This is a genomic window from Thioclava atlantica, from assembly GCF_000737065.1.
GTDB lineage: Bacteria > Pseudomonadota > Alphaproteobacteria > Rhodobacterales > Rhodobacteraceae > Thioclava > Thioclava atlantica.
In genome coordinates, this window is sequence record NZ_AQRC01000022.1 from 1 (window position 1) to 18,543 (window position 18,543).

At 64.8% G+C, this 18,543-nt stretch carries 19 protein-coding genes and 2 pseudogenes; 13 read left to right on the forward strand and 8 right to left on the reverse strand.

Features of this window, described 5'->3' with window-relative positions; all coding sequences use genetic code 11:
- Positions 1-38: 38 nt before the first annotated feature.
- The 4 genes from DW2_RS18155 to DW2_RS18170 form a co-directional block, all read right to left on the reverse strand.
- Positions 39-380: a hypothetical protein gene (locus DW2_RS18155; protein WP_038148796.1), complete on the reverse strand. Its 342-nt coding sequence runs from the start codon at positions 378-380 to the stop codon at positions 39-41.
- Between the two features lie 56 nt (positions 381-436).
- A complete protein-coding gene (locus DW2_RS19550; RefSeq protein WP_038148799.1) occupies positions 437-748 on the reverse strand; it encodes a type II toxin-antitoxin system RelE/ParE family toxin in 312 nt (103 codons plus the stop codon).
- Complete coding sequence (locus tag DW2_RS18165) at positions 726-980, reverse strand: type II toxin-antitoxin system ParD family antitoxin (protein ID WP_038148800.1); 255 nt, start codon at positions 978-980, stop codon at positions 726-728. The genes DW2_RS19550 and DW2_RS18165 overlap by 23 nt, the downstream gene beginning before the upstream one ends.
- Before the next feature lie 145 nt (positions 981-1,125).
- Positions 1,126-1,530: a single-stranded DNA-binding protein gene (locus DW2_RS18170; protein WP_038148802.1), complete on the reverse strand. Its 405-nt coding sequence runs from the start codon at positions 1,528-1,530 to the stop codon at positions 1,126-1,128.
- 443 nt (positions 1,531-1,973) lie between these two features.
- Here DW2_RS18170 and DW2_RS18175 point away from each other — a divergent pair, with 443 nt between their 5' ends.
- On the forward strand, positions 1,974-2,294 hold the full coding sequence (locus tag DW2_RS18175; protein ID WP_038148804.1) for an H-NS histone family protein: 321 nt from the start codon (positions 1,974-1,976) through the stop codon (positions 2,292-2,294).
- 101 nt (positions 2,295-2,395) lie between these two features.
- On the opposite strand, the gene DW2_RS18180 is transcribed toward DW2_RS18175, so the two are convergent.
- On the reverse strand, positions 2,396-3,739 hold the full coding sequence (locus DW2_RS18180) for a sensor histidine kinase (RefSeq protein ID WP_038148806.1): 1,344 nt from the start codon (positions 3,737-3,739) through the stop codon (positions 2,396-2,398).
- Positions 3,736-4,346 (reverse strand): annotated as a pseudogene (locus tag DW2_RS18185) (response regulator transcription factor). Before DW2_RS18185 ends, DW2_RS18180 begins: the two are co-directional and overlap by 4 nt.
- A gap of 152 nt (positions 4,347-4,498) precedes the next feature.
- Here DW2_RS18185 and DW2_RS18190 point away from each other — a divergent pair.
- The 11 genes and pseudogenes from DW2_RS18190 to DW2_RS18240 all read left to right on the forward strand — a co-directional run bounded on the left by DW2_RS18190 (position 4,499) and on the right by DW2_RS18240 (position 16,456).
- The gene (locus DW2_RS18190) at positions 4,499-4,807 is read left to right on the forward strand and encodes a PepSY domain-containing protein (protein ID WP_038148808.1); all 309 of its coding nucleotides are present in this window, start codon (positions 4,499-4,501) and stop codon (positions 4,805-4,807) included.
- The gene (locus DW2_RS18195; RefSeq protein ID WP_081875072.1) at positions 4,800-6,212 is read left to right on the forward strand and encodes a ferredoxin reductase family protein; all 1,413 of its coding nucleotides are present in this window, start codon (positions 4,800-4,802) and stop codon (positions 6,210-6,212) included. The genes DW2_RS18190 and DW2_RS18195 overlap by 8 nt, the downstream gene beginning before the upstream one ends.
- 167 nt (positions 6,213-6,379) lie before the next feature.
- Positions 6,380-6,589 (forward strand): hypothetical protein, encoded by a 210-nt coding sequence (locus DW2_RS18200; protein ID WP_038148811.1) that lies wholly within the window; start codon positions 6,380-6,382, stop codon positions 6,587-6,589.
- Between the two features lie 222 nt (positions 6,590-6,811).
- Entirely contained in the window at positions 6,812-7,192 is a 381-nt protein-coding gene (locus DW2_RS20100; protein WP_038148812.1) for a hypothetical protein, read from the forward strand.
- A 60-nt stretch (positions 7,193-7,252) separates the two neighbouring features.
- On the forward strand, positions 7,253-7,720 hold the full coding sequence (locus DW2_RS18210; RefSeq protein ID WP_038148813.1) for a DUF2271 domain-containing protein: 468 nt from the start codon (positions 7,253-7,255) through the stop codon (positions 7,718-7,720).
- Positions 7,721-7,732: 12 nt separating this feature from the next.
- Complete coding sequence (locus DW2_RS18215; protein ID WP_038148816.1) at positions 7,733-9,934, forward strand: PepSY domain-containing protein; 2,202 nt, start codon at positions 7,733-7,735, stop codon at positions 9,932-9,934.
- Positions 9,915-10,895, forward strand: coding sequence for an FAD:protein FMN transferase (locus DW2_RS18220; RefSeq protein ID WP_038148818.1), 981 nt, complete (start codon positions 9,915-9,917; stop codon positions 10,893-10,895). The genes DW2_RS18215 and DW2_RS18220 overlap by 20 nt, the downstream gene beginning before the upstream one ends.
- Before the next feature lie 5 nt (positions 10,896-10,900).
- Positions 10,901-12,781, forward strand: a complete 1,881-nt coding sequence (locus tag DW2_RS18225) for a heavy metal translocating P-type ATPase (protein ID WP_038148819.1) — start codon at positions 10,901-10,903, stop codon at positions 12,779-12,781.
- Entirely contained in the window at positions 12,778-13,479 is a 702-nt protein-coding gene (locus DW2_RS18230) for a VIT1/CCC1 transporter family protein (protein ID WP_038148821.1), read from the forward strand. Before DW2_RS18225 ends, DW2_RS18230 begins: the two co-directional genes overlap by 4 nt.
- Positions 13,480-13,802: 323 nt before the next feature.
- A pseudogene (locus DW2_RS18235) lies at positions 13,803-14,789 on the forward strand (recombinase family protein); the annotation flags it as partial.
- Positions 14,790-14,800: 11 nt separating this feature from the next.
- Positions 14,801-16,456 (forward strand): hypothetical protein, encoded by a 1,656-nt coding sequence (locus DW2_RS18240; protein WP_202900132.1) that lies wholly within the window; start codon positions 14,801-14,803, stop codon positions 16,454-16,456.
- A gap of 60 nt (positions 16,457-16,516) precedes the next feature.
- Here the strand turns inward: DW2_RS18240 and DW2_RS18245 are convergent, their stop codons facing one another.
- Complete coding sequence (locus tag DW2_RS18245) at positions 16,517-17,488, reverse strand: LysR family transcriptional regulator (RefSeq protein ID WP_038148823.1); 972 nt, start codon at positions 17,486-17,488, stop codon at positions 16,517-16,519.
- 207 nt (positions 17,489-17,695) lie between these two features.
- Here DW2_RS18245 and DW2_RS18250 point away from each other — a divergent pair, with 207 nt between their 5' ends.
- A complete protein-coding gene (locus DW2_RS18250) occupies positions 17,696-18,325 on the forward strand; it encodes a TetR/AcrR family transcriptional regulator (protein WP_038148824.1) in 630 nt (209 codons plus the stop codon).
- Here DW2_RS18250 and DW2_RS18255 read toward each other — a convergent pair.
- The gene (locus tag DW2_RS18255) at positions 18,320-18,541 is read right to left on the reverse strand and encodes a DUF2274 domain-containing protein (RefSeq protein ID WP_038148826.1); all 222 of its coding nucleotides are present in this window, start codon (positions 18,539-18,541) and stop codon (positions 18,320-18,322) included. The two genes, DW2_RS18250 and DW2_RS18255, sit on opposite strands and share 6 nt — an antisense overlap.
- Between the last annotated feature and the right edge of the window lie 2 nt (positions 18,542-18,543).

Below are 18,543 nucleotides of genomic sequence, written 5' to 3' on the forward strand. Positions count from 1 at the left end.
GGGGAGTACAGGTGGCCGAAAAGAGCTTAGCGTAGGATTTAGCACCGTCCGGCAGCAGACCCCCATTTGTTCGATGCAGTCATCCAGCGGTCGAGATGATCCCTGAATCTCAGATCATCCCGCCTCATGTGAAACGTGAACAGGCGATTGACGATGTCCCGCATCAAGTCCGCCATCTGCGCATCATCGATATGCGACACCGTGCGCCACGGGATGGTCTGACCTGTGGCGTCGATCACGTTCACGTCCGAATAATCGCCGGTCAGCGTCACCGGCTGCACCCCGGCGTGCAAATCCTCCAGCCGCGTGTTGCGGATGCAGATCATGGCCATGATCTTCGCGAGATCGGCGGCAATGCGTTCTTCGTCTTCGACCTTCATGCTCAAATCCTCTCGCAGCACCTCGCTTCGCCGCGAAGGGCTGCGAGAGCGTCAGATCACTCGTTGAGATAGGCGACCCAATTCTGTCGCGCATGCACGATGCGCAACACCTGCAGCCACTCCTCCTCGATGCGGTAGATGATCAGATGCGATCCCGAGCGGTAAAGGCGCACGGGCGGGCGGATTTCAGTGCGTTCGCGCGCGATCCCCGGGTGCTGGACCAGCAGGTCCATGTCCACGGCGAGCCCGCGGATATAGGTTTCTGCCTGACCAACTGACCAGGTACGCGCGGTATAATCCCAGATCGCGTCCAGATCATTCAGCGCAGCAGGTGATAGGCGATATTCAACGACCGTCGGTTCTGGCATTCTGATCCCGCTTGCGGGCAAGAAATGCCTCAACATCCAGACGTCCTGCCGGACCGCTTGCGAGACCCTCATCGACAAGCTGCTGCAACTCGACGATGGCCTGCTGGCGATCCTGGTCCCGGCGGATCAGATCGCGCACATAATCGCTGGCGTTGCTGTAGCGCCCATCTTGTGTCTGGGCCTCGACCCAGGCCTTCATCGGGTCCGGCAAAGAAACATTCATCGTGGCCATGGTCGCGATCTCCTTTGCAAGGACGATGACATAAATTGGCAAAGATTGTCAAACTGTGCCGATGTCCTGCTACACGGCTTGCCGTGCGCATGCCACGAACCCGGCGGGTTTCCCCGCCGGGCCTGAGGGGGAGGCCCCGTTCTTTTCAGAACGGGATCTCGTCGTCGCGGTCGACCAGCTCGGGGTTTTCGGTCTCGGCCGACTTCGGGCGGCTCAGGAAGTCGACCTTTTCGGCGATGATCTCGCAGCCGTAGCGGTCGTTGCCCATGCTGTCGATCCACTTGGTGTAGTGGATGCGGCCGTGGACGAGGACCTTCATGCCCTTTTCGCAGTGCTCTGCGACCGTCTTGCCGAGACCGTTGAAGCAGGTGATGCGGTGCCATTCCGTGTCCATGACCCGGTAGCCGTTCTCGTCGCGCAGGACGCGACCTTCCGAGATGCGGGGGCGGGAGGTGGCGAGGCTGAAGTTGGTGATCTTGGTGCCGCCCTGGGTGGTGCGGACTTCGGGGGTCTGACCGATGTTGCCGGCGAGGATAACGATGTTCTGCATGGTAAGCTTCCTTCTGTGTCCTGTCTTCGGGACCGTCCCTTCGACAAGACCCGGAAAAAGCCCGTCGGGTGACGCGTGCACGGTGGACGGAACGGACGCCGGAAACCCCCAGAGGACCGGGGTGGAGCGGGCAGGTGACGCGTTTCCAAAGAAACGCTAGCCAACACGGCCCGGACTGACGCGGGGTTGCGCGCAGGCAACCGAACGGGATTAGGGGATTGTCAGTCGAAGGGATGGCCGAGGAGACAGAGATGCGCGGGGAGCCCATGCCAGGACCTGTCACCTTGCCCATCGGGACTGCCTTACCCCCAGTCCAGCACCTCCCCGGCGGCGAAAACTGCGATCACCAGCCTTTGCCACCCCTGCCCTTGCCTTCCGGGAGTTGCGGTGCCCTGCATCGACGGGCTATCGATACCGGGATATTCAGGACACGGACCGCATCAATGGCTGATTACGAACTCGAGGCACTGTCGCTTGGCGAGCTGAAGAAAATGCAGAAGGACGTCGCCAAGGCGATCTCCACATTCGAGGATCGGCAGAAGGCGGAAGCCCGCGCCAAGGTGGAAGCTCTCGCCCGGGATCTGGGCTACTCTCTGGCCGAACTTGACGGAACCGAGACGAAAGCCTCCCGTGCGCCTGTCGCGGCGAAATACCGGCACCCTGAGAACCCGGCACTCACCTGGTCCGGTCGCGGGCGCAAACCGCAGTGGTTCGTGGAGGCGTTGGCTGCTGGGAAAACGGCGACCGATTTGGCTATCAACTGATCCAGCCCAAATGCGTTCGCCACTCGGTCGATACGCAACCAGCCGAGTACTGCGCGCGAGAAATGCCTTCGAATCAAGGCGTAAAGCCTGATCCATTCTCGCTAGGAATTCAGAACGCGTGTTCCGGTCGGTGATAGTCGTGCCTCGAACCCTGAAGCCCGGCCTTCGCGAGGCGATCTGAGTTCGAATTGACTGCCAGACCTCTCGGCAATCGTCGCGACAATTGCCAGCCCAAGACCGCTGCCCTCGCGATCGGACCGGGCGCGCTCGAACCGGTGCGTCAGGCGTGCGAGATCCTCGGCGGGCACGACCGGGCCGTCGTTGGCGACGATCAGCGTTCCGTCAGTTGCAAGCGAGACCTCCACAGGAGCTTCGGCTTGGCCATGGCGCAAGGCATTCTCGATCAGATTGCGCAAGACGATCGCGAAGGCGTCGGGGTCCAGATCCGACATGATAGCGCTGTCCGGAAGCGCGAGGTGGATGCGCCCGGGCTCGCCACCGCGCGCAAGGTCGTCGACGATCAGTCGGGCCACGGGGCGAAGATCGGCAGCGACGTCACGGCGAAGGCGACCACCTTCAGCGCGCGCCAGTTGCAACAGGCGTTCGGAGAGGCGGGTCAGGCGTTTCAGCGTGGCCTCGATTTCGGCCGCACGGGCCTTGGCGTCAGCGTCGCGCGTCTCTGTCTGCAGCCGTTGTGCCTGTGCGATGGCACCTGCCAGCGGGGTGCGGAGTTCATGCGCGGCGTTCGCTGCAAAGCTTCGCTCCGCCTCGAAGGCCGCTTCCAGCCGCCCCAGAAGTCCGTTCATCGTATCGGCGAGGGGCGCGATTTCGGTGGGCAGATCGGCGCTGGCGACGGGGCTCAGGTCGCGCGCGCCCCGCGCCGACAGGCGGTCGCGGAACTGGCGCAGGGGCGCAAGGCTGGCGCGGACGGCCAGCACGATGGCCAGAAGCGCCACGGGCAGCAAGATCAGAAGTGGCAGGCCAAGCCCCATCTGAATCTCGCGCGCGACGCTTGCGCGATGGTCCAGCGGCTCGGCCACAGTGATGCGGATCGTGCCCTGCACAGCCTCGTCGCTATAGAGCCGATGCGTTGCAGTCTGGTGGAACCCGATCCCTTCCCAGGCGGGGAACACGCCCGGGTCGGCGGCATGGGATTGCAGCAGGATGCGCCCCTGATCATCCCGCACGATGTAAGTGAAGAACTCGTCATGTTCGCGGATGGCGGCAAGACGCTGGCTGATCCCTGCTTCCTCGCGGTTCAGGATATCAACGACGGCGAGTGGCAGGATGCGCTGTGCGGTTTCCTGCAGGGCGGAATCGAACACCTCTTCGATCTCGCTCCGCGCGATCAGCGCCGTCACGCTGGCCGCGAGCACCCAAAGAACCGTCAGCGCCACGCCCAGCCAGAGCCCAAGGCGACCCTGAAGACTGCGCGGCGCCCTCATGCCCGGCCCAGACGGTAGCCGAGGCCGCGTTCCGTCTCGATCACCTCCGCCCCCAACTTCTTCCGCAGTCGGCTGAGATGGACCTCGATCGTGTTGCTCTCGATCTCGGCCCCAAAGGCGTAAAGCTTGTCCTCAAGCTGCGCCTTGGACAGAAGCTGCCCAGGCCGGGACAGAAAGGCCTCGAACAGCGCCCATTCGCGTGCCGTCAGGGCGACTGGGCGGCCGTCGCGGTGGATGCTGCGCGCAGCAAGGTCGATCTCCAGCGGCCCGTGGGTGACAATTGGGTTGGGGTTCCCCGCATAGCGGCGCGCCACCGAGCCGATCCGGGCGGACAGTTCCGCCAGATCGAAGGGCTTGACCAGGTAGTCGTCGGCCCCTGCGTTCAACCCCTCGATCCGGTCGCTGATCTGGTCAAGCGCGGTCAGGATGATGACGGGCGTCACATCGCCCTTGGCCCGCAGACGGCGCAGAAACGGAATGCCCCGGCCATCGCGTCCCCGGCCGCATCCAGCCGCTGGACCCAGTCGACCGAATGGCCATCGGCGGCTATCTGGTCCCGCACGGCAGCTCCCAGAACTGTATCATCCTCGATCAGCAAGATGCGCATGGTCTTCTGCCGTCCCTTTGGCCCCGGGTTGGTTTGCTTCTGACCCTCTCTCCTGACAGCAGGCTGAAGCCCTGGATCAGCCGTCTTCAGGCTGCCGTCAGCTTCGGCGCGCATCACATCATCCAGACTGGCCGTAACCCGGAGTGTGGCCCATGCGAAAGACGCTGACAATTCTTGCTTTTCTGGCAGCCCTGCCTGCCGGTGCCGCACTGGCTGATGATGATTGCTTCGTTCCGATGGCCGACTGGCAACCGCGCGAGGCGGTGGCTGAGTTCGCCACCCGGCAAGGCTGGGAGGTGCGCCGCATCAAGATCGACGACGGCTGCTACGAGATCGACGGCCGCGACGCGACGGGCCGCGCGATCGAGGTCAAGCTGCATCCCGGCACGCTGCAGATCGTCGAATTCGAATTCGAGGATGACGACCACGGTCGCGACCGCGAAGGACAGGAAGATGACTGACCATGTTTCCGTGCATGAAAAGGCCACGGTGACAGGGCGAGATCCACAGCGCCGGGCCCACGACCAGTCCCCTGTGACGCCGGGTACCATTCCTCAAGTCGGCCCGAACGGAAGGTTTTCTGACATGTTGTATTCCGGTCCGGCATTTGCCGCCATCGCCGTTCTGTTAGGCGCCGCCCTTGGCGCGCAAACCTATGCCCCGTTCGGCATCGAGTCCGCCATGAGCATCGCGGTCGGGTCCGCCGCGATTGTGGCCATGGGCATAGCCCTGGTGCTGTCGGCGCGCCCGGCTGTGATCGAACCGTTCTTCGGCGGGCTGGATCGCATGTATGCCGTCCACAAGTGGCTGGGGATCGCGGCCTTGGGGCTGATGGTCCTGCATGACCAGCTTGAACCGGAGATCGAGGATTTTGTGGCAGAAACCAACCTTGGCGAATTCGCCGCCGAGGTCGGAGAAATTGCCTTCTACGGGTTCATCGCGCTGATCGCGATCAGCTGGATCAAGCGGGTTCCCTTCACCAATCTGGAATTGCCCTGGCCCTTGTGGCGTTTCACGCACCGGTTCATGGGGCTGTTGTTCGCGATTGCCGCGTTTCACCAACTGGCCATCGACAAGCCCGAAGGGGTGGACCCGATGCTGGCGCTCTACCTCAACACGTTCAGCCTTGCGGGGCTGGTGGCCTGGGTGTTCACGCAGTTCATCAACCCTTTTCTGCGCCCGCGCGACTATGCGCTCGACTCCGTCACGCGACACGGTGCTGCGACCGAGATTGCCTTGCGGCCCACAGGGCGCGGAATGCGCTGGCGTCCTGGCCAGTTCGCCTTTGTCTCGGTTCCCGGCTCGGGCCCCGGCGCTGGCCTTGACGAGGCGCATCCTTTTACCATCGCTTCGGCCCCGCGCGCCGATGGCAGTCTGCATTTCGGGATCAAGGCGCTGGGGGATTGGACGCGCAGCCTGCCGGACAAGCTGGTGCCGGGCCAGCGGCTGCGCGTTGAGGGGCCCTATGGCCGGTTCCTGTTCCGACGCCGGGTGCCGCGTCAGGTCTGGCTGGCGGGAGGCATCGGCATCACACCCTTCCTGGCATGGGCCGAGGCGCTGACCGAGGCAGACCGCCAGCAGATCGCGCTGATCTGGGCCGTGAACACCCAGGACGAAGCCTTTGCCGCCGACCGTCTGCAAGCCATCGCCGCAGGTCATCCGGGCTTGAGCGTGCAGGTCGTGGCCAGCCGCACCGAGGGGCGACTGACGGCCGAACGCCTGGTCGCGATGGTGCCCTTCGAGATCGCCGGGTCGGAGCTGTTCTTCTGCGGGCCCTGCGGGTTGCGCGACGGCATCCAGAACGGGCTCAAGGCGATGGGCCATGCGCCGCGCCGCGTTTACTCCGAAGCGTTCGAACTGCGCTGACACGCAGCCGTGCCGGAACCGGGTGTACAATCGGTTCCGGCCTGTGCCCGGCATGAGGTTAGGGCGCGTGTTTTCTGACACCAGGCTGAAGCAGAAACCGGCGTCCCATCAGCAAGGCTTCAGCGGCACACGACAGAATCGGTTAATCCAATCAAGGAGCTACCGCCATGAAATCCACAATTCTCGTGTTGCTCGCAACTGCCGCCGTTATCGCGGTCCTTGCCGCGCCCACATTGACAGCCCTTGGTCGCGGACCCGGCACTGCGCCAGCCACCGTCACGGCACCGGCGCAGCCCGGCGACACTGCGGCCACGCCTGCGGGTGCCGATCTGGCGACGCAACAGACATCGGATCAGGGCGACGACGATGACGATTGAGATGCCCCGCAAGTCCGCATCAACCCATCCCTCCATGCCCGGCAACATCGCCTGACCCCGTTCTCCGACCACGCCTGTCCCTCGTGGTCTGACTGGCCCCGCCCTGTCCCGGCGGGGCCTTTTTCTTCCTGACGCCAAGCTGAAGCAGAAAGTGGGGCGGCGTCAGGAACAGCTCTGGTCCGAGGCACAGATTGGCAGCATCAGATCCAAGGAGACCACGCCATGACATTCCGACTTTCCCTTCTTTTCGCGTCGACGGCGCTGACCGTGGCACTCGGCCTGCCTGCCCTTGCCGCGTTGCAGGACCAGGGCAACGCTCAAGGCGCGTGCAGCGGCGTTTGCGCCGCCGTGGTCAGTGCCGACGACCAGCCCATGCCCCTCATTCGTGTGAGCGGAGATGATGACGACGGCGGATGGGTCCGTCGCGGGCACGACGATGACGAGGACGACGAGGACTGCGACGATGATGATGATGATGATGATGATGATGACGACGATGGCTGCATCGGCGCTCTCGGCAACCCTGCTCCTGCGGGCACCGTCGCACCTCCGGCAAACGGGCTCTTCGGCAACGGCGCGCCGCCCGTGGCTGTGACCAACTGATCCCGGCCATCGCGCGCCCTGCCCCGTGCGGGGCGCAGACCATCACCGAAAGGAAACCCGATGAAATCCCTTCTCGCCACCCTTGCCCTGACCACCGCACTGACCCTTCCTGGGCTCGCGATGGCCCGGCCCGTGACGCTGACGACCACCATGAACAGCTATGGCGGCGATGGCGCCTACCTGGCGCTCTACGTCACCGATGCCTCGGGCGCCTATGTCGGCAGCCTCTGGATGGCGGGCGGCAAGTCGAAATACTACGAACACCTGAGCGACTGGTATACCGCCACCGGGGCCGACCCTGCCCAGATCAACGGCATCACGGGCGCCAGTGTCGGGGCAGGCCGGACCCTGGAGATCACGCTCGATCTGGCCGATGCCCTGTTCGATGCGGGCTATACGCTCCACATCGACGCGGCGGTCGAGGATATGCGCGACAGCCCGAACGAGATTGCGGTGCCGCTGACCAGTGCTGGCGCGGGCACGCCCGTGCAGGGCCGTCGCTACATCGCCAGCTTCGTCTATCAGTAAGGGAACGGACTGATGATCCGCGCGCTTCACCGCTGGCCGGGGCTTCTGGCCCTTGTCCTTGTGACCGTCCTTGCGCTCAGCGGTGCGGCGCTGTCGGTCTTTCCCATGGCCGAGCGGCTGGTCGCGCCGCAGGCGGTGGCGGGGCAGAGCGTGGCCGATATGGCTGCCCGTGTGGCCGCGACGCATCCGGGGCTGGAAGAGATCCGGCGGTCCCCCTCGGGCACCATCACCGCCTGGTGGTTCGACGGCGGCACGCCAGGTTCCGCCGTGATCGACCCGGCGACAGGCGCGGATGTCGGCTCGGCCGACCCCAACCCGGTCGAACGCTGGCTGACGAACCTGCACCGGTCGCTGTTTCTGGACGATGCCGGGCGGCTGGTGATGGCCGCAGGCGCCGCCGCCATGCTGGTGCTGGCCCTGTCGGGGGCGGCGCTGGTGGCGCGGCGCACGGGCGGCTGGCGGCGCGGGTTCGCGCGGCTGCGCGGGCCGCTGGTGGGGCGGCTGCATGTGGAACTGGCGCGCGTTGCGGTCATGGGCCTTGCCCTGTCGGCGGCGACGGCGCTGTGGATGACGGCTTCGACCTTTGACCTGCTGCCCGATGGCGCGGTGCGCCCCGCCGACCCTGCGGCAGTCAGCGGGCAGATGGCCTTCCCGCTGGGGCAGATGGCCGCGCTGCAGGATGTTCCGGTCAGCGCCTTGCGCAAGCTGAGTTTTCCCTATGCGGGCGATGCGCAGGATGTGTTCACTCTCTCCACCGATGCAGGCACCGGCCTGATCGATCAGGGGACCGGCGAGCTCCTGTCCTGGGCAGACCTGACGCCATGGCAGCAGGTCTCGGAAACCATCTACATGCTTCACACCGGTCAGGGTGCGGCGGTCCTGGGGCTGGTCCTCGGCCTGATCGCGCTGAGCGTCCCGGTGATGGGTGTGACCGGCGCGCTGATCTGGGTTGCAGGGCGGCGGGGTCGGCCCCACCTGCGCGACAACGCCCGGGCGAGCCGGGCGCAGACGGTGATCCTTGTGGGTTCCGAAGGCGGTAGCACCTGGGGCTTTGCCGCAACGCTGGCGCGGGCCCTGCGGGATGCGGGCCAAGCGGTGCATGTGGGACCCATGTCAGCCTTCGACCCGGCCCGTTGCCCCCGCGCGGACCGCTTCCTGATCCTCGCCGCCACCTATGGCGAAGGCGACGCACCCGCTTCGGCCCGCGGGTTCCTCGATCGGCTGGCGCGGATGGCCCCGACCGCCCCGCTGGCCGTGCTGGGCTTTGGCGACCGCAGCTTTCCGGCCTACTGCGCCTTTGCGGCAGAGGTGGACGCCGCCGCCCGCGCCATGGGCTGGACCACCCTCTTGCCCATGGACACGGTCGACCGCCAGTCGCCGCAGGATTTCGCGCGCTGGGGCCGGGCACTGGGGCAGGCCAATGGGCTGACGCTCGACCTTGACCACCAGCCCGCCCGCCCCGAGGCGCAGGGCCTGACGCTCATCTCGCGCCGCGACTATGGCGAGGCGGTGCAGGCCCCGACCGCGATCCTGCGCTTTGCCTTGCCAAAAGCGACCCTCTGGGCACGGCTGACAGGCCGGGGTTTCGCACGGTTTCAGGCGGGCGACCTTCTCGGCATCCTGCCCGAAGGCTCCACAGTCCCGCGCTTCTACTCGCTGGCCTCGGGCAGCCGGGACGGGTTTGTCGAGATCGTGGTGAAGAAACACCCGGGGGGCCTGTGTTCCGGCCAGTTGCTGGCACTGGAACCGGGTGACGCCGTGCAGGCCTTCCTGCGGCGCAATCCGGGCTTTCATGCCGGGCGGGGTCGGGCGCCCCTGATCCTGATCGGGGCAGGCACCGGGATCGGACCCTTGGCCGGGATCATCCGCGCCAATGCCCGCCACCGTCCGGTGCATCTGTTCTTTGGGATGCGCCACCCGGACAGCGACTTCCTGTATGGTGACGATCTGACCGCGTGGCAGGCCGAGGGGCGTCTGACGCAGCTCTCCACCGCCGTCTCGCGCGGGGCGCGGCCGCATTATGTGCAGGACGCCCTGCGCGCCGAGGCCGCGCAGGTGGCCGAGGCGATCCGGCAGGGTGCAAAGGTGATGGTCTGCGGGGGGCGTGACATGGGCCGCGGCGTGGGTCGCGCGCTGGAGGATATCCTGGCGCCCATGGGCCTGACGCCCGCGATGCTCAAGGCCGGGGGGCGTTATGTCGAAGATGTCTATTGACCCTGTTCGCCACGCGCCGAACGGCCCCACCATGGGCACAAGGTGGAGCGCGCTGTTCTTTGCGCCGCCAGAATTCGACCCCGCCACCGTGCAGGCAGACCTGCAAGCGGCGGTGGATGCGGTCGATGCGCAAATGTCGACGTGGAGACCCGACAGCGATCTGATGTGCCTGAACGCCGCGCCGGTGGGGGCATGGCAGGACATCCCCTCCGATCTGGCGCGGGTGCTGACCGTCGGGCTGGCAATCGGCCGCGCCTCGGGCGGGGCCTTTGACATCGGGCAGGGTGAGGCGGTGCGCGCCTGGGGCTTTGGCCCCGCCACCGCCGATCCGCAGGCCATTCGCGCCGCGATGCAGGCCCCACATCGCCCGGTGCATGCGGTGCTGGAGCTGGACGGCGGCCGGGTGCGCAAGATTGCCCCGATCTCTCTGGACCTGAACGGCATCGCCAAAGGCCATGGGGTGGATCGTCTGGCCGAAGTCCTGTCAGCCAACGGCATCCTTGACGCCCTCGTCGGCATCGACGGCGAGATGCGCGCCATGGGCCTCGGCCCGGGCGGCAGGCCCTGGACCGTTGCGGTTGAGGCCCCCGATCATCACCGCCGCGCGCCCCATTCCATCCTGACGCTTCAGGATGCTGCTGTCGCCACCTCGGGCGATTATCGACACTGGGTCACGGTGCAGGGGCGTGATCTGTCCCACACGATGGACCCCGCGCGCGGTGCGCCACTTCTCGCGCCCCCCGCATCTGTCACCGTGATCGCCCCCACCTGCGCCGAGGCCGATGCATGGGCGACGGCACTGATGGTGAAGGGTGTCGATGCGGGCGCAGACCTTGCGCGACAGGCAGGGATCGACGCGCTGTTCCTGACGCGCGATGATACGGGTGTCGTTCAAGGCATTGGCGTTGGCAAACTATTTTCGAGCAAGTCCGCGGCGACGGCCCCGGCCGTTGGAGATTGACACCTTTGGATCATACTCAAACAGATCGGCTAAAGACACTGCTCCTGGTCATCGCCCTTGCAGGTCTGGTGACAGGGCTCGGGCTGCACTTCAGCGGGCGCACGGACCTTGCACAAACGGCGTGGTTTGCGGGGGTTGTCCCCGTGCTGGCGGCGCTTGTGGTCGAGATCATCCGCAGCCTTACCCGCGGCGAGGTGGGGCTCGACATCGTGGCCGCCCTGTCCATGTCGGCGGCCCTGACCTTTGACGAGACGCTGGCGGCCGCCGTGGTCGCCGTCATGTATTCGGGCGGCACCTTCCTCGAAAGCTTTGCCGAGGGTCGCGCGCGGCGCGAGATGCGCGATCTTCTGTCGCGCGTGCCCCGCACCGCCACGCGCCACCGCAATGGCGGGCTGGAGGAGGTGGCACTGGAAGACATCGCGCCTGGCGACCGGCTGCTGATCCGGCAAGGCGATGTCGTGCCGGTGGACGGGCGCATCGCATCCGCCGCGGCTTTCGTCGACACATCGGCGCTGACGGGCGAATCCTTGCCGGTGCGGCTCGACCGCGGGTCTGAGGCGATGAGCGGATCGACCAATGCCGGTGATGCTTTTGATCTGGAGGCGACGCGCGAGGCGAAGGACAGCACCTATGCCGGGATCGTCCGGCTGGTCGAGGCGGCGCAGGCGTCGAAAGCACCCATGGCGCGGCTGGCTGATCGCTGGTCGCTGGGGTTTTTGGCCGTCACCGTTGCCATCGCCTTTGCCGCATGGTGGTTTACCGGCGATCCGATCCGCGCGGTGGCGGTGCTGGTCGTGGCGACGCCCTGCCCCCTGATCCTGGCCGTGCCGGTGGCGCTGGTGGCCGGGCTGAGCCGGGCGGCGCATTTCGGGGTGCTGGTGAAGGGGGCCAAACCCCTCGAGGCGATGGCCCGCATCCGCACCCTGATCCTCGACAAGACCGGCACGCTGACCGACGGGCGCCCGCAGATCGTCAGTATCGACAGCCATGACGGGATGGGGGCTGACGACATCCTGCGCTATGCTGCGGCGCTGGATCAGGCATCAAAACACCCCGTCGCGCAGGCCATCGTGGCTGCAGCAAGGGACCGGGGGCTCACCCTACCCATCCCCGAAGATGTGGCTGAAATCCCGGGCGAAGGCGTCATCGGTTTCATCGACGGACGGCAGGTCATCGTCGGGGGCGATGGTTTCGTCGCGGAGCGTGTGGGCCGTTTGTCGGGTGATCACCCGGAACTGGCGGCAGGGTCGGTCATGGTGGCCGTGGCCTTCGATGGCCGTTTGGCGGGGCATCTGGTCATGTCCGACCCCCTCCGCGAAGGGGCAGCCGAGATGCTGGCCAGCCTGAGGCGGCAAGGGGTTGCGCGCATCCTCTTGGCCACCGGAGACCGGGCCGAGGTTGCGGCGCGGGTAACGGAAGGGCTTGGCCTTGACGGCATCCGCGCGGGGCTGACGCCAGATGAAAAGGTGCTCTTGGTCCTGACCGAGCACAAGAACGGTCCGGTGATGATGGTGGGCGACGGCGTCAACGACGCGCCCGCACTGGCTGCCGCCGATGTGGGCGTCGCCATGGGCGCACGCGGGGCGGCGGCAAGTGCCGAGGCGGCCGATGTGGTCTTGCTGGTGGACCGGGTGGACCGCATCGCGCCGGGGATCGAGATCGCCCGCCGGTCGCGCCGGATCGCGCTTGAAAGCGTGGTCGCAGGCATCGGCCTGTCGGTTCTGGGCATGATCGCTGCGGCCTTCGGCTACCTGACCCCCGTTCAGGGCGCGCTGCTGCAGGAAGCCATCGACGTCGCCGTTATCCTGAACGCGCTGCGCGCCCTGCGCATTTCACCCGCGGGCCTCACAGCACCGCAAACCCGTTTTGAAGGAATTCCCGCATGAGCCGCCTGTCCCATTCCGAAATCCACATGGTGCACCGCATCGGCTGGTTGCGCGCGGCGGTGCTCGGCGCGAATGATGGCCTTGTCTCAACCTCCAGCCTCGTCGTGGGCGTCGCCGCAGCCGGCACAGGGCGGACGGAGGTGCTGATCGCGGGCCTCGCCGGGCTGGTCGCTGGAGCGATGTCGATGGCGGCGGGCGAATACGTCTCGGTCAGTTCGCAGACCGATGCCGAGCAGGCCGACCTTGCCCGCGAGAAGAAGGAGCTTGCAGAGACGCCTGATGCCGAACTCGAGGAACTGACCCGAATCTACGAGGCGCGCGGGCTGACCCGCGATTTGGCCGAACAGGTGGCCGTCCAGCTCACCGACCGCGATGCCCTTGGCAGCCACGCCCGCGACGAGCTGGGCATATCCGAGACGGTGACCGCTCATCCGATCCAAGCGGCCCTTGTCTCCGCCATGACCTTTGCCGTGGGTGCTGTGGTCCCGCTTCTGGTGGCCATGCTTGCTCCGCCAGCGCAAATTGTGCCGTTCGTAGCCATCGCGACACTCCTGTCGCTCGCCATCCTGGGCGGTCTTGGCGCGACCGCTGGCGGCGCCGGCATCCTGCGAGGCGCTGTCCGAGTGACGTTCTGGGGTGCCCTTGCCATGGCCGCGACCGCGCTGGTCGGATCAATCTTTGGGGTCACAGTCGGATAAGAAGAACCGCCTGGAGTGATGACACTACAGGCAAAGGCAGCTCGCAGCGCTGCGTTCCTCGGATCGGCATCGCCGATTACGCGGCCAAAGGTAGACCTGGCGGCGCGACTGCGCCGCGCCCGAGCCGCCGGGAAGTGAGGCCGAAGCCTCACCCAAAGGGATTGTGCTCTCTCCATTGGGGTAATTTCCTGCCCGTTTTCGGCAACATCTTCCGTTTTCTCCGCAGTTAGACTGGTTTCATTGCGGAGTCGCGGCACAGGCCCGTCATGCGCTGCGGCGGTAGGTCGCCCGGACCGCCACAGCCGATTTCAGGAGGGCGTCATGTGATGAGCCGGAGAGTTTACGATGATGACCGGTCAGGGCAGCCTGAACGTCCACTTCGGGCTGCCGAATACGTCCGCATGTCGACGGATCATCAGAAGTATTCGACCGAAAACCAATCCGACGCGATCAAGCAATATGCTGAGGCGCGTGGAATCGAGATCGTGCGAACCTATGAAGACGCTGGAAAAAGCGGGCTAAAGATCGAGGGGCGCGACGCGCTCAGGCAACTCATCGAGGACGTGCAATCGGGCAGCACCGATTTCACTTTGGTGCTCGTTTATGATGTCAGCCGCTGGGGGCGCTTCCAGGACGCCGACGAAAGCGCCTACTACGAGTATATTTGTCGGCGCGCCGGCATCGCCGTCGAATATTGCGCCGAGCAATTCGACAATGACGGCAGCCCGATTTCGACTATCGTCAAGGGCGTCAAACGAGCGATGGCTGGCGAATACAGCCGCGAGCTTTCAACCAAGGTGTTCGCCGGCCAGGGCCGGCTGATCGAGAAGGGCTACCGCCAGGGCGGGCCCGCCGGCTTCGGCCTGCGCCGGACGTTGATTGACGAGCATGGCGTCATCAAGGGGCTTCTCGAACGGGGCGAGCACAAGAGCATTCAGACAGATCGGGTGATCCTGACGCTTGGCCCTGCCGAAGAGGTCGATCTGGTTCGCAGCATCTACCGGGCTTTCGTCCATCGAGGATACAGCGAGCGGGAAATTGCGGACGATCTCAATCAACGCGGCGTTCCGACCGATCTTGGGCGTCCTTGGACCCGGGGCACGGTCCATCAGATTCTGATCAACGAGAAATATGTCGGCGACAACGTCTGGAATCGTCGCTCCTTCAAGCTCAAGAAGAAGCGCGTCGCCAATGAGCCCGAGATGTGGATCAGGGCGCAGGATGTGTTTCAGGCCGTCGTCGAGCGCGAGCTGTTCGAGGCGGCGAGAACCATCATCAACGCGCGCTCGTTTCGTTTGAGCGACGAGGAGACCCGTCAGTGATGATCATGCCGGGCAGCGTGGCGGTGAGTTCGCCGCGCGTGGAGCCGGAACTGCTCCATTATCTCGACGTGACCTGGCAGTCGATTATCGCCGGCGACGTCGATGGCACGGCCTCCACCCCGTACAAGGTCGATCAATCGGCGCCCAACCTTAACCGCTATTCGGCGACGCGCCGCGTCGCCCGCGCGATCTTCATGGGTACGGCGCCGACGCATCAGCAGCAGAACACCGGACTCGACGACAAACAGATCAATCTCGGTGTCGTGCAGCCGGGCGAGCGTCCGGCGATCTTCGGCGATGCGCTGCGCCGGCTGACCAATCAGGCCAAGTTCATGCACGCCGATCTGGGCCGCTATTGGTACTCGATGTCGGCGAGCCTTAACCGTATCGCAGCGGACAAGGCGGCGCAGATCGAGGCGGCACTGGTCGATGTGATGATCGACAGCGAACTCGGAAAATACGTGAACGGGCTTGCCGATCGCGGGCATTTCGACGCGGTTCAGGTCGCGCCGGCCTCGTCAGCCGAAGTCCCCGATGAGGCGGGCGGCGTGCGTGTCGTTGTGCTGGGGGTCCAGCATTCGCATAACGGGCGCGACGGTTCGGACGCGCTGGTCGAGGCGAAGGACATCCTCACTCAGCGCGGCAGCACGCCGCGCGTCTACCGCAACATGCTGGTGTTCATCGCTGCGGAGGCCCGCCAGCTCGATCATCTGAAAGACGCCGTGCGCGCGTCCCTGGCGTGGGGCGAGATCGTGCGCGACACCGAGCGGCTGAACCTCACCCAGAGCGACAGTGCGCTGGCCAAGGCGAAGCTGGTCGAGGCGAACGAGACGATGAAGACGCGCCTGAAAGAGGCGTGGTGCTATCTGCACTATCCCGCCCAGGAAAGCGCACAGGCGGATTGGGAATGGGTGTCGGGCAAGATTCCGGCGCAGGACGGGCTGCTGGCCCGGGCGAGCAAGAAGCTGGTGGCCGAGGAGGGCCTGCTGACGGAATTGGGGCCGTCGCGCCTCGACCGAGACCTGCAGAAATACATCTGGAACGACAAGCCGCATTTGTCGCTCAAGGACCTGCGGGAATATCTCAACCGCTACATCTACCTGCCGCGTCTCAAGGGCCAGGACGTACTGGTCAAGGCGGTGCAGGCGGCGGTGAGTGGCATGCTGCCCGGTCCGTTCGCCTATGCCGAGCGATGGGAGGAGGGGGCCGGCACCTATCTGGGGCTGGCGATCGAGCGGGCGGCCAGCGCCGCGGTCGTGATCGACAGCGACAGCGTCATCGTGACACCGGAGGTGGCCGAAGCCCACCGCCCGGCGCCGGTGCAGCCTGGATCGGGCGACACAGCCTCGGGGCCGGGTGGTGGCACGCCGGGGCCCGATGGGCCGCCAATGGACGACGCGCCGACCACGCCTGCGCCGGAAAAGAAGCCGACGCGGTTTTCCGGCACCGTGATGATCTCGCCGGATCGTCCGGCCCGGGACATCCACCAGATTGTAGAGGCGATCGTCGAACAGCTCACCACGCTTCCGGGCAGTCAGGTGAAACTCAGGCTCGAGATCGAGGCGGAAGTGCCTGAAGGACTCGAGCGCTCCAAGGTGCGAACCTTGGTCGAGAACGCCAATACGCTCGGCTTCATCGAAAAGTCGCTGGAATAGCCGATGGGCGCAACTTGGGGTAGCCTTACACGTCGGCACAATCGCATGTGCCGACAAATCCTACTTTCTCCCGGCCGGTCCCGCCATCGACCGGGCCAAGCTTAATAACCGCCGACATGCTGGATTGTCGTTTTGCGCGGACCAGACCATGCTGAACGGCAGCACCTCACCGGCAAGCTTCCGATAAACGACCCCCGGAAACTGCGCGACGGTCGTCGCTTCACTCGTCAGAGTGAGGCCCCGACCGAGAGCGACCAGAGATAGGATATTGTCGCGGCCGACCTGCTGAGACTGAATATCGAGGTGGCGGCCGAGACCAGCAAGGTGAGCGACCAAATAGTCGTGGATCTCTTGTCCCGGCGCGACATCGCTCACGATGAACCGCTCGGAAGCCAAATCGGCCCATCCAAGTTCGGGCTTGCCCGCCAAAGGATGTTCATCAGGCAGCACCACGTAAACCTTTTCGCACCACATATGCTCCGTCTCGCATCCGTCCCATGCTGTCGTTCCCGTGATGAATGCGACGTCCAGATAAAGCTTGCGGACAGCGGCGACATGCTCGGGCGAATTTCCATCAATAATGTCGACCTGCACCTTCGGATGGCGTGACCCAAAATCTCGAAGCAAATCGAACAGAAAACCGGATGCGAGGGACGAGAATATCCCGACCTTGATCAGCCCTTGCTCCGCCCGGCCAACCGCTGCCACCTTTGTCACCCCGATATCGATCTGGCGAAGAGCATGGCGAGCGTTGCGCAGGAATTCCCGCCCGGCAACGGTCAACCGCACCCCGCCAGCATTTCGCATAAAAAGCGACGCCCCGAGTTCATCTTCGAGATCACGGATTCGTCGGCTGATGGAGGATTCCTGCACCGAAAGCGCGGCAGCAGCCTTGCGAAAACTCCCATAATCGACGGCGGCAACAAAATATCGCAACTGGTTCAGCCGGACCGCAGATGTGCCAGGTTTCCCCTCAACGACCTTCGTGAGGCTATCATCAGGCGAGGTCTGATTGTTCCCGATCACAGCCATGGTGCATCATCCGAAACAGCGTTCGGTTTCTGACGGGCACCCCGCCATCATCAACGCGAAAATCGATCTATGTGCGTTCATCGGCTCTCCGCACATCCTCAAACTAAACGACGTTCAGTTACCGAATGCTGCTTCTTGACTTCCGGCCCGTCAACGAAAAAAGTAAATGTCGTTTAGTTTTCACGACAAGTTGCAACAGGCATCGGAATGGCCCGTCCCCGGAAAGAGCAAGAACTTGATATTGCTCGTCGTACAATCGACGCAACGATCCGGCTGCTGTCGGAGCGTGGCGACCTCGACGTACCGCTGACTGCGGTCGCGCATGCCATCGGATGCACAGCGCCAGCGCTTTACGGCCATTTCCGCAACAAAAGCGCCTTATTGCGCGCCGTTCGGGACGAAGGTTTCAACCAGCTCTACAGAGAAAAGCTGGCCGTCTTCCAGCAGATGCGCGGCAATCCATTCGGCTATTTGCGTGATGGCAGCTATGCCTATGTCCGCTTTGCCCTGGAAAACCCCACGCTGTACCGGCTGATGTTCACACCGCCGCCACGGCTCGGAGTCAGCGATGATCCATGGTCGGGCGAAGCTGGAAGACAGATACTAAATCTATTGCTGACGGGACTTCGCTGCTCTCAGGGCCAAGGCTTTTTGCCCGGCATGGATCTGAGGCGCTACAGCTTCATGTTCTGGTCAACGGTACACGGCGCGGTGAGCCTCACCCTTCAGAACCGGGAAATGGACCAGTCCGCCAAATGGGATGCGACACGAAAGGCCGTCGATACGTTGATGGAAATCATCGCCGCGACGCGCCATGACTCGCGCGGCACCTCATGAGCGAGATCTTCTGGCGCTGGCAAAGCCCCGATCTGTCGCAATGAACCGTTCCAGCATCGGCACAATCAGCCTGACAGGATCGGCAGCGGGCTGGCCGGTTTCGCGAGCCAGCACTTCGGCATAGGCGGCAAGATCGCGGTGCAGCGGCCCCGGCAGTTCCACCGTCACCTTCACGGGCTTGTCTTCGATGAGGGGGCCGAGTTTCAGCTTCGTCATGG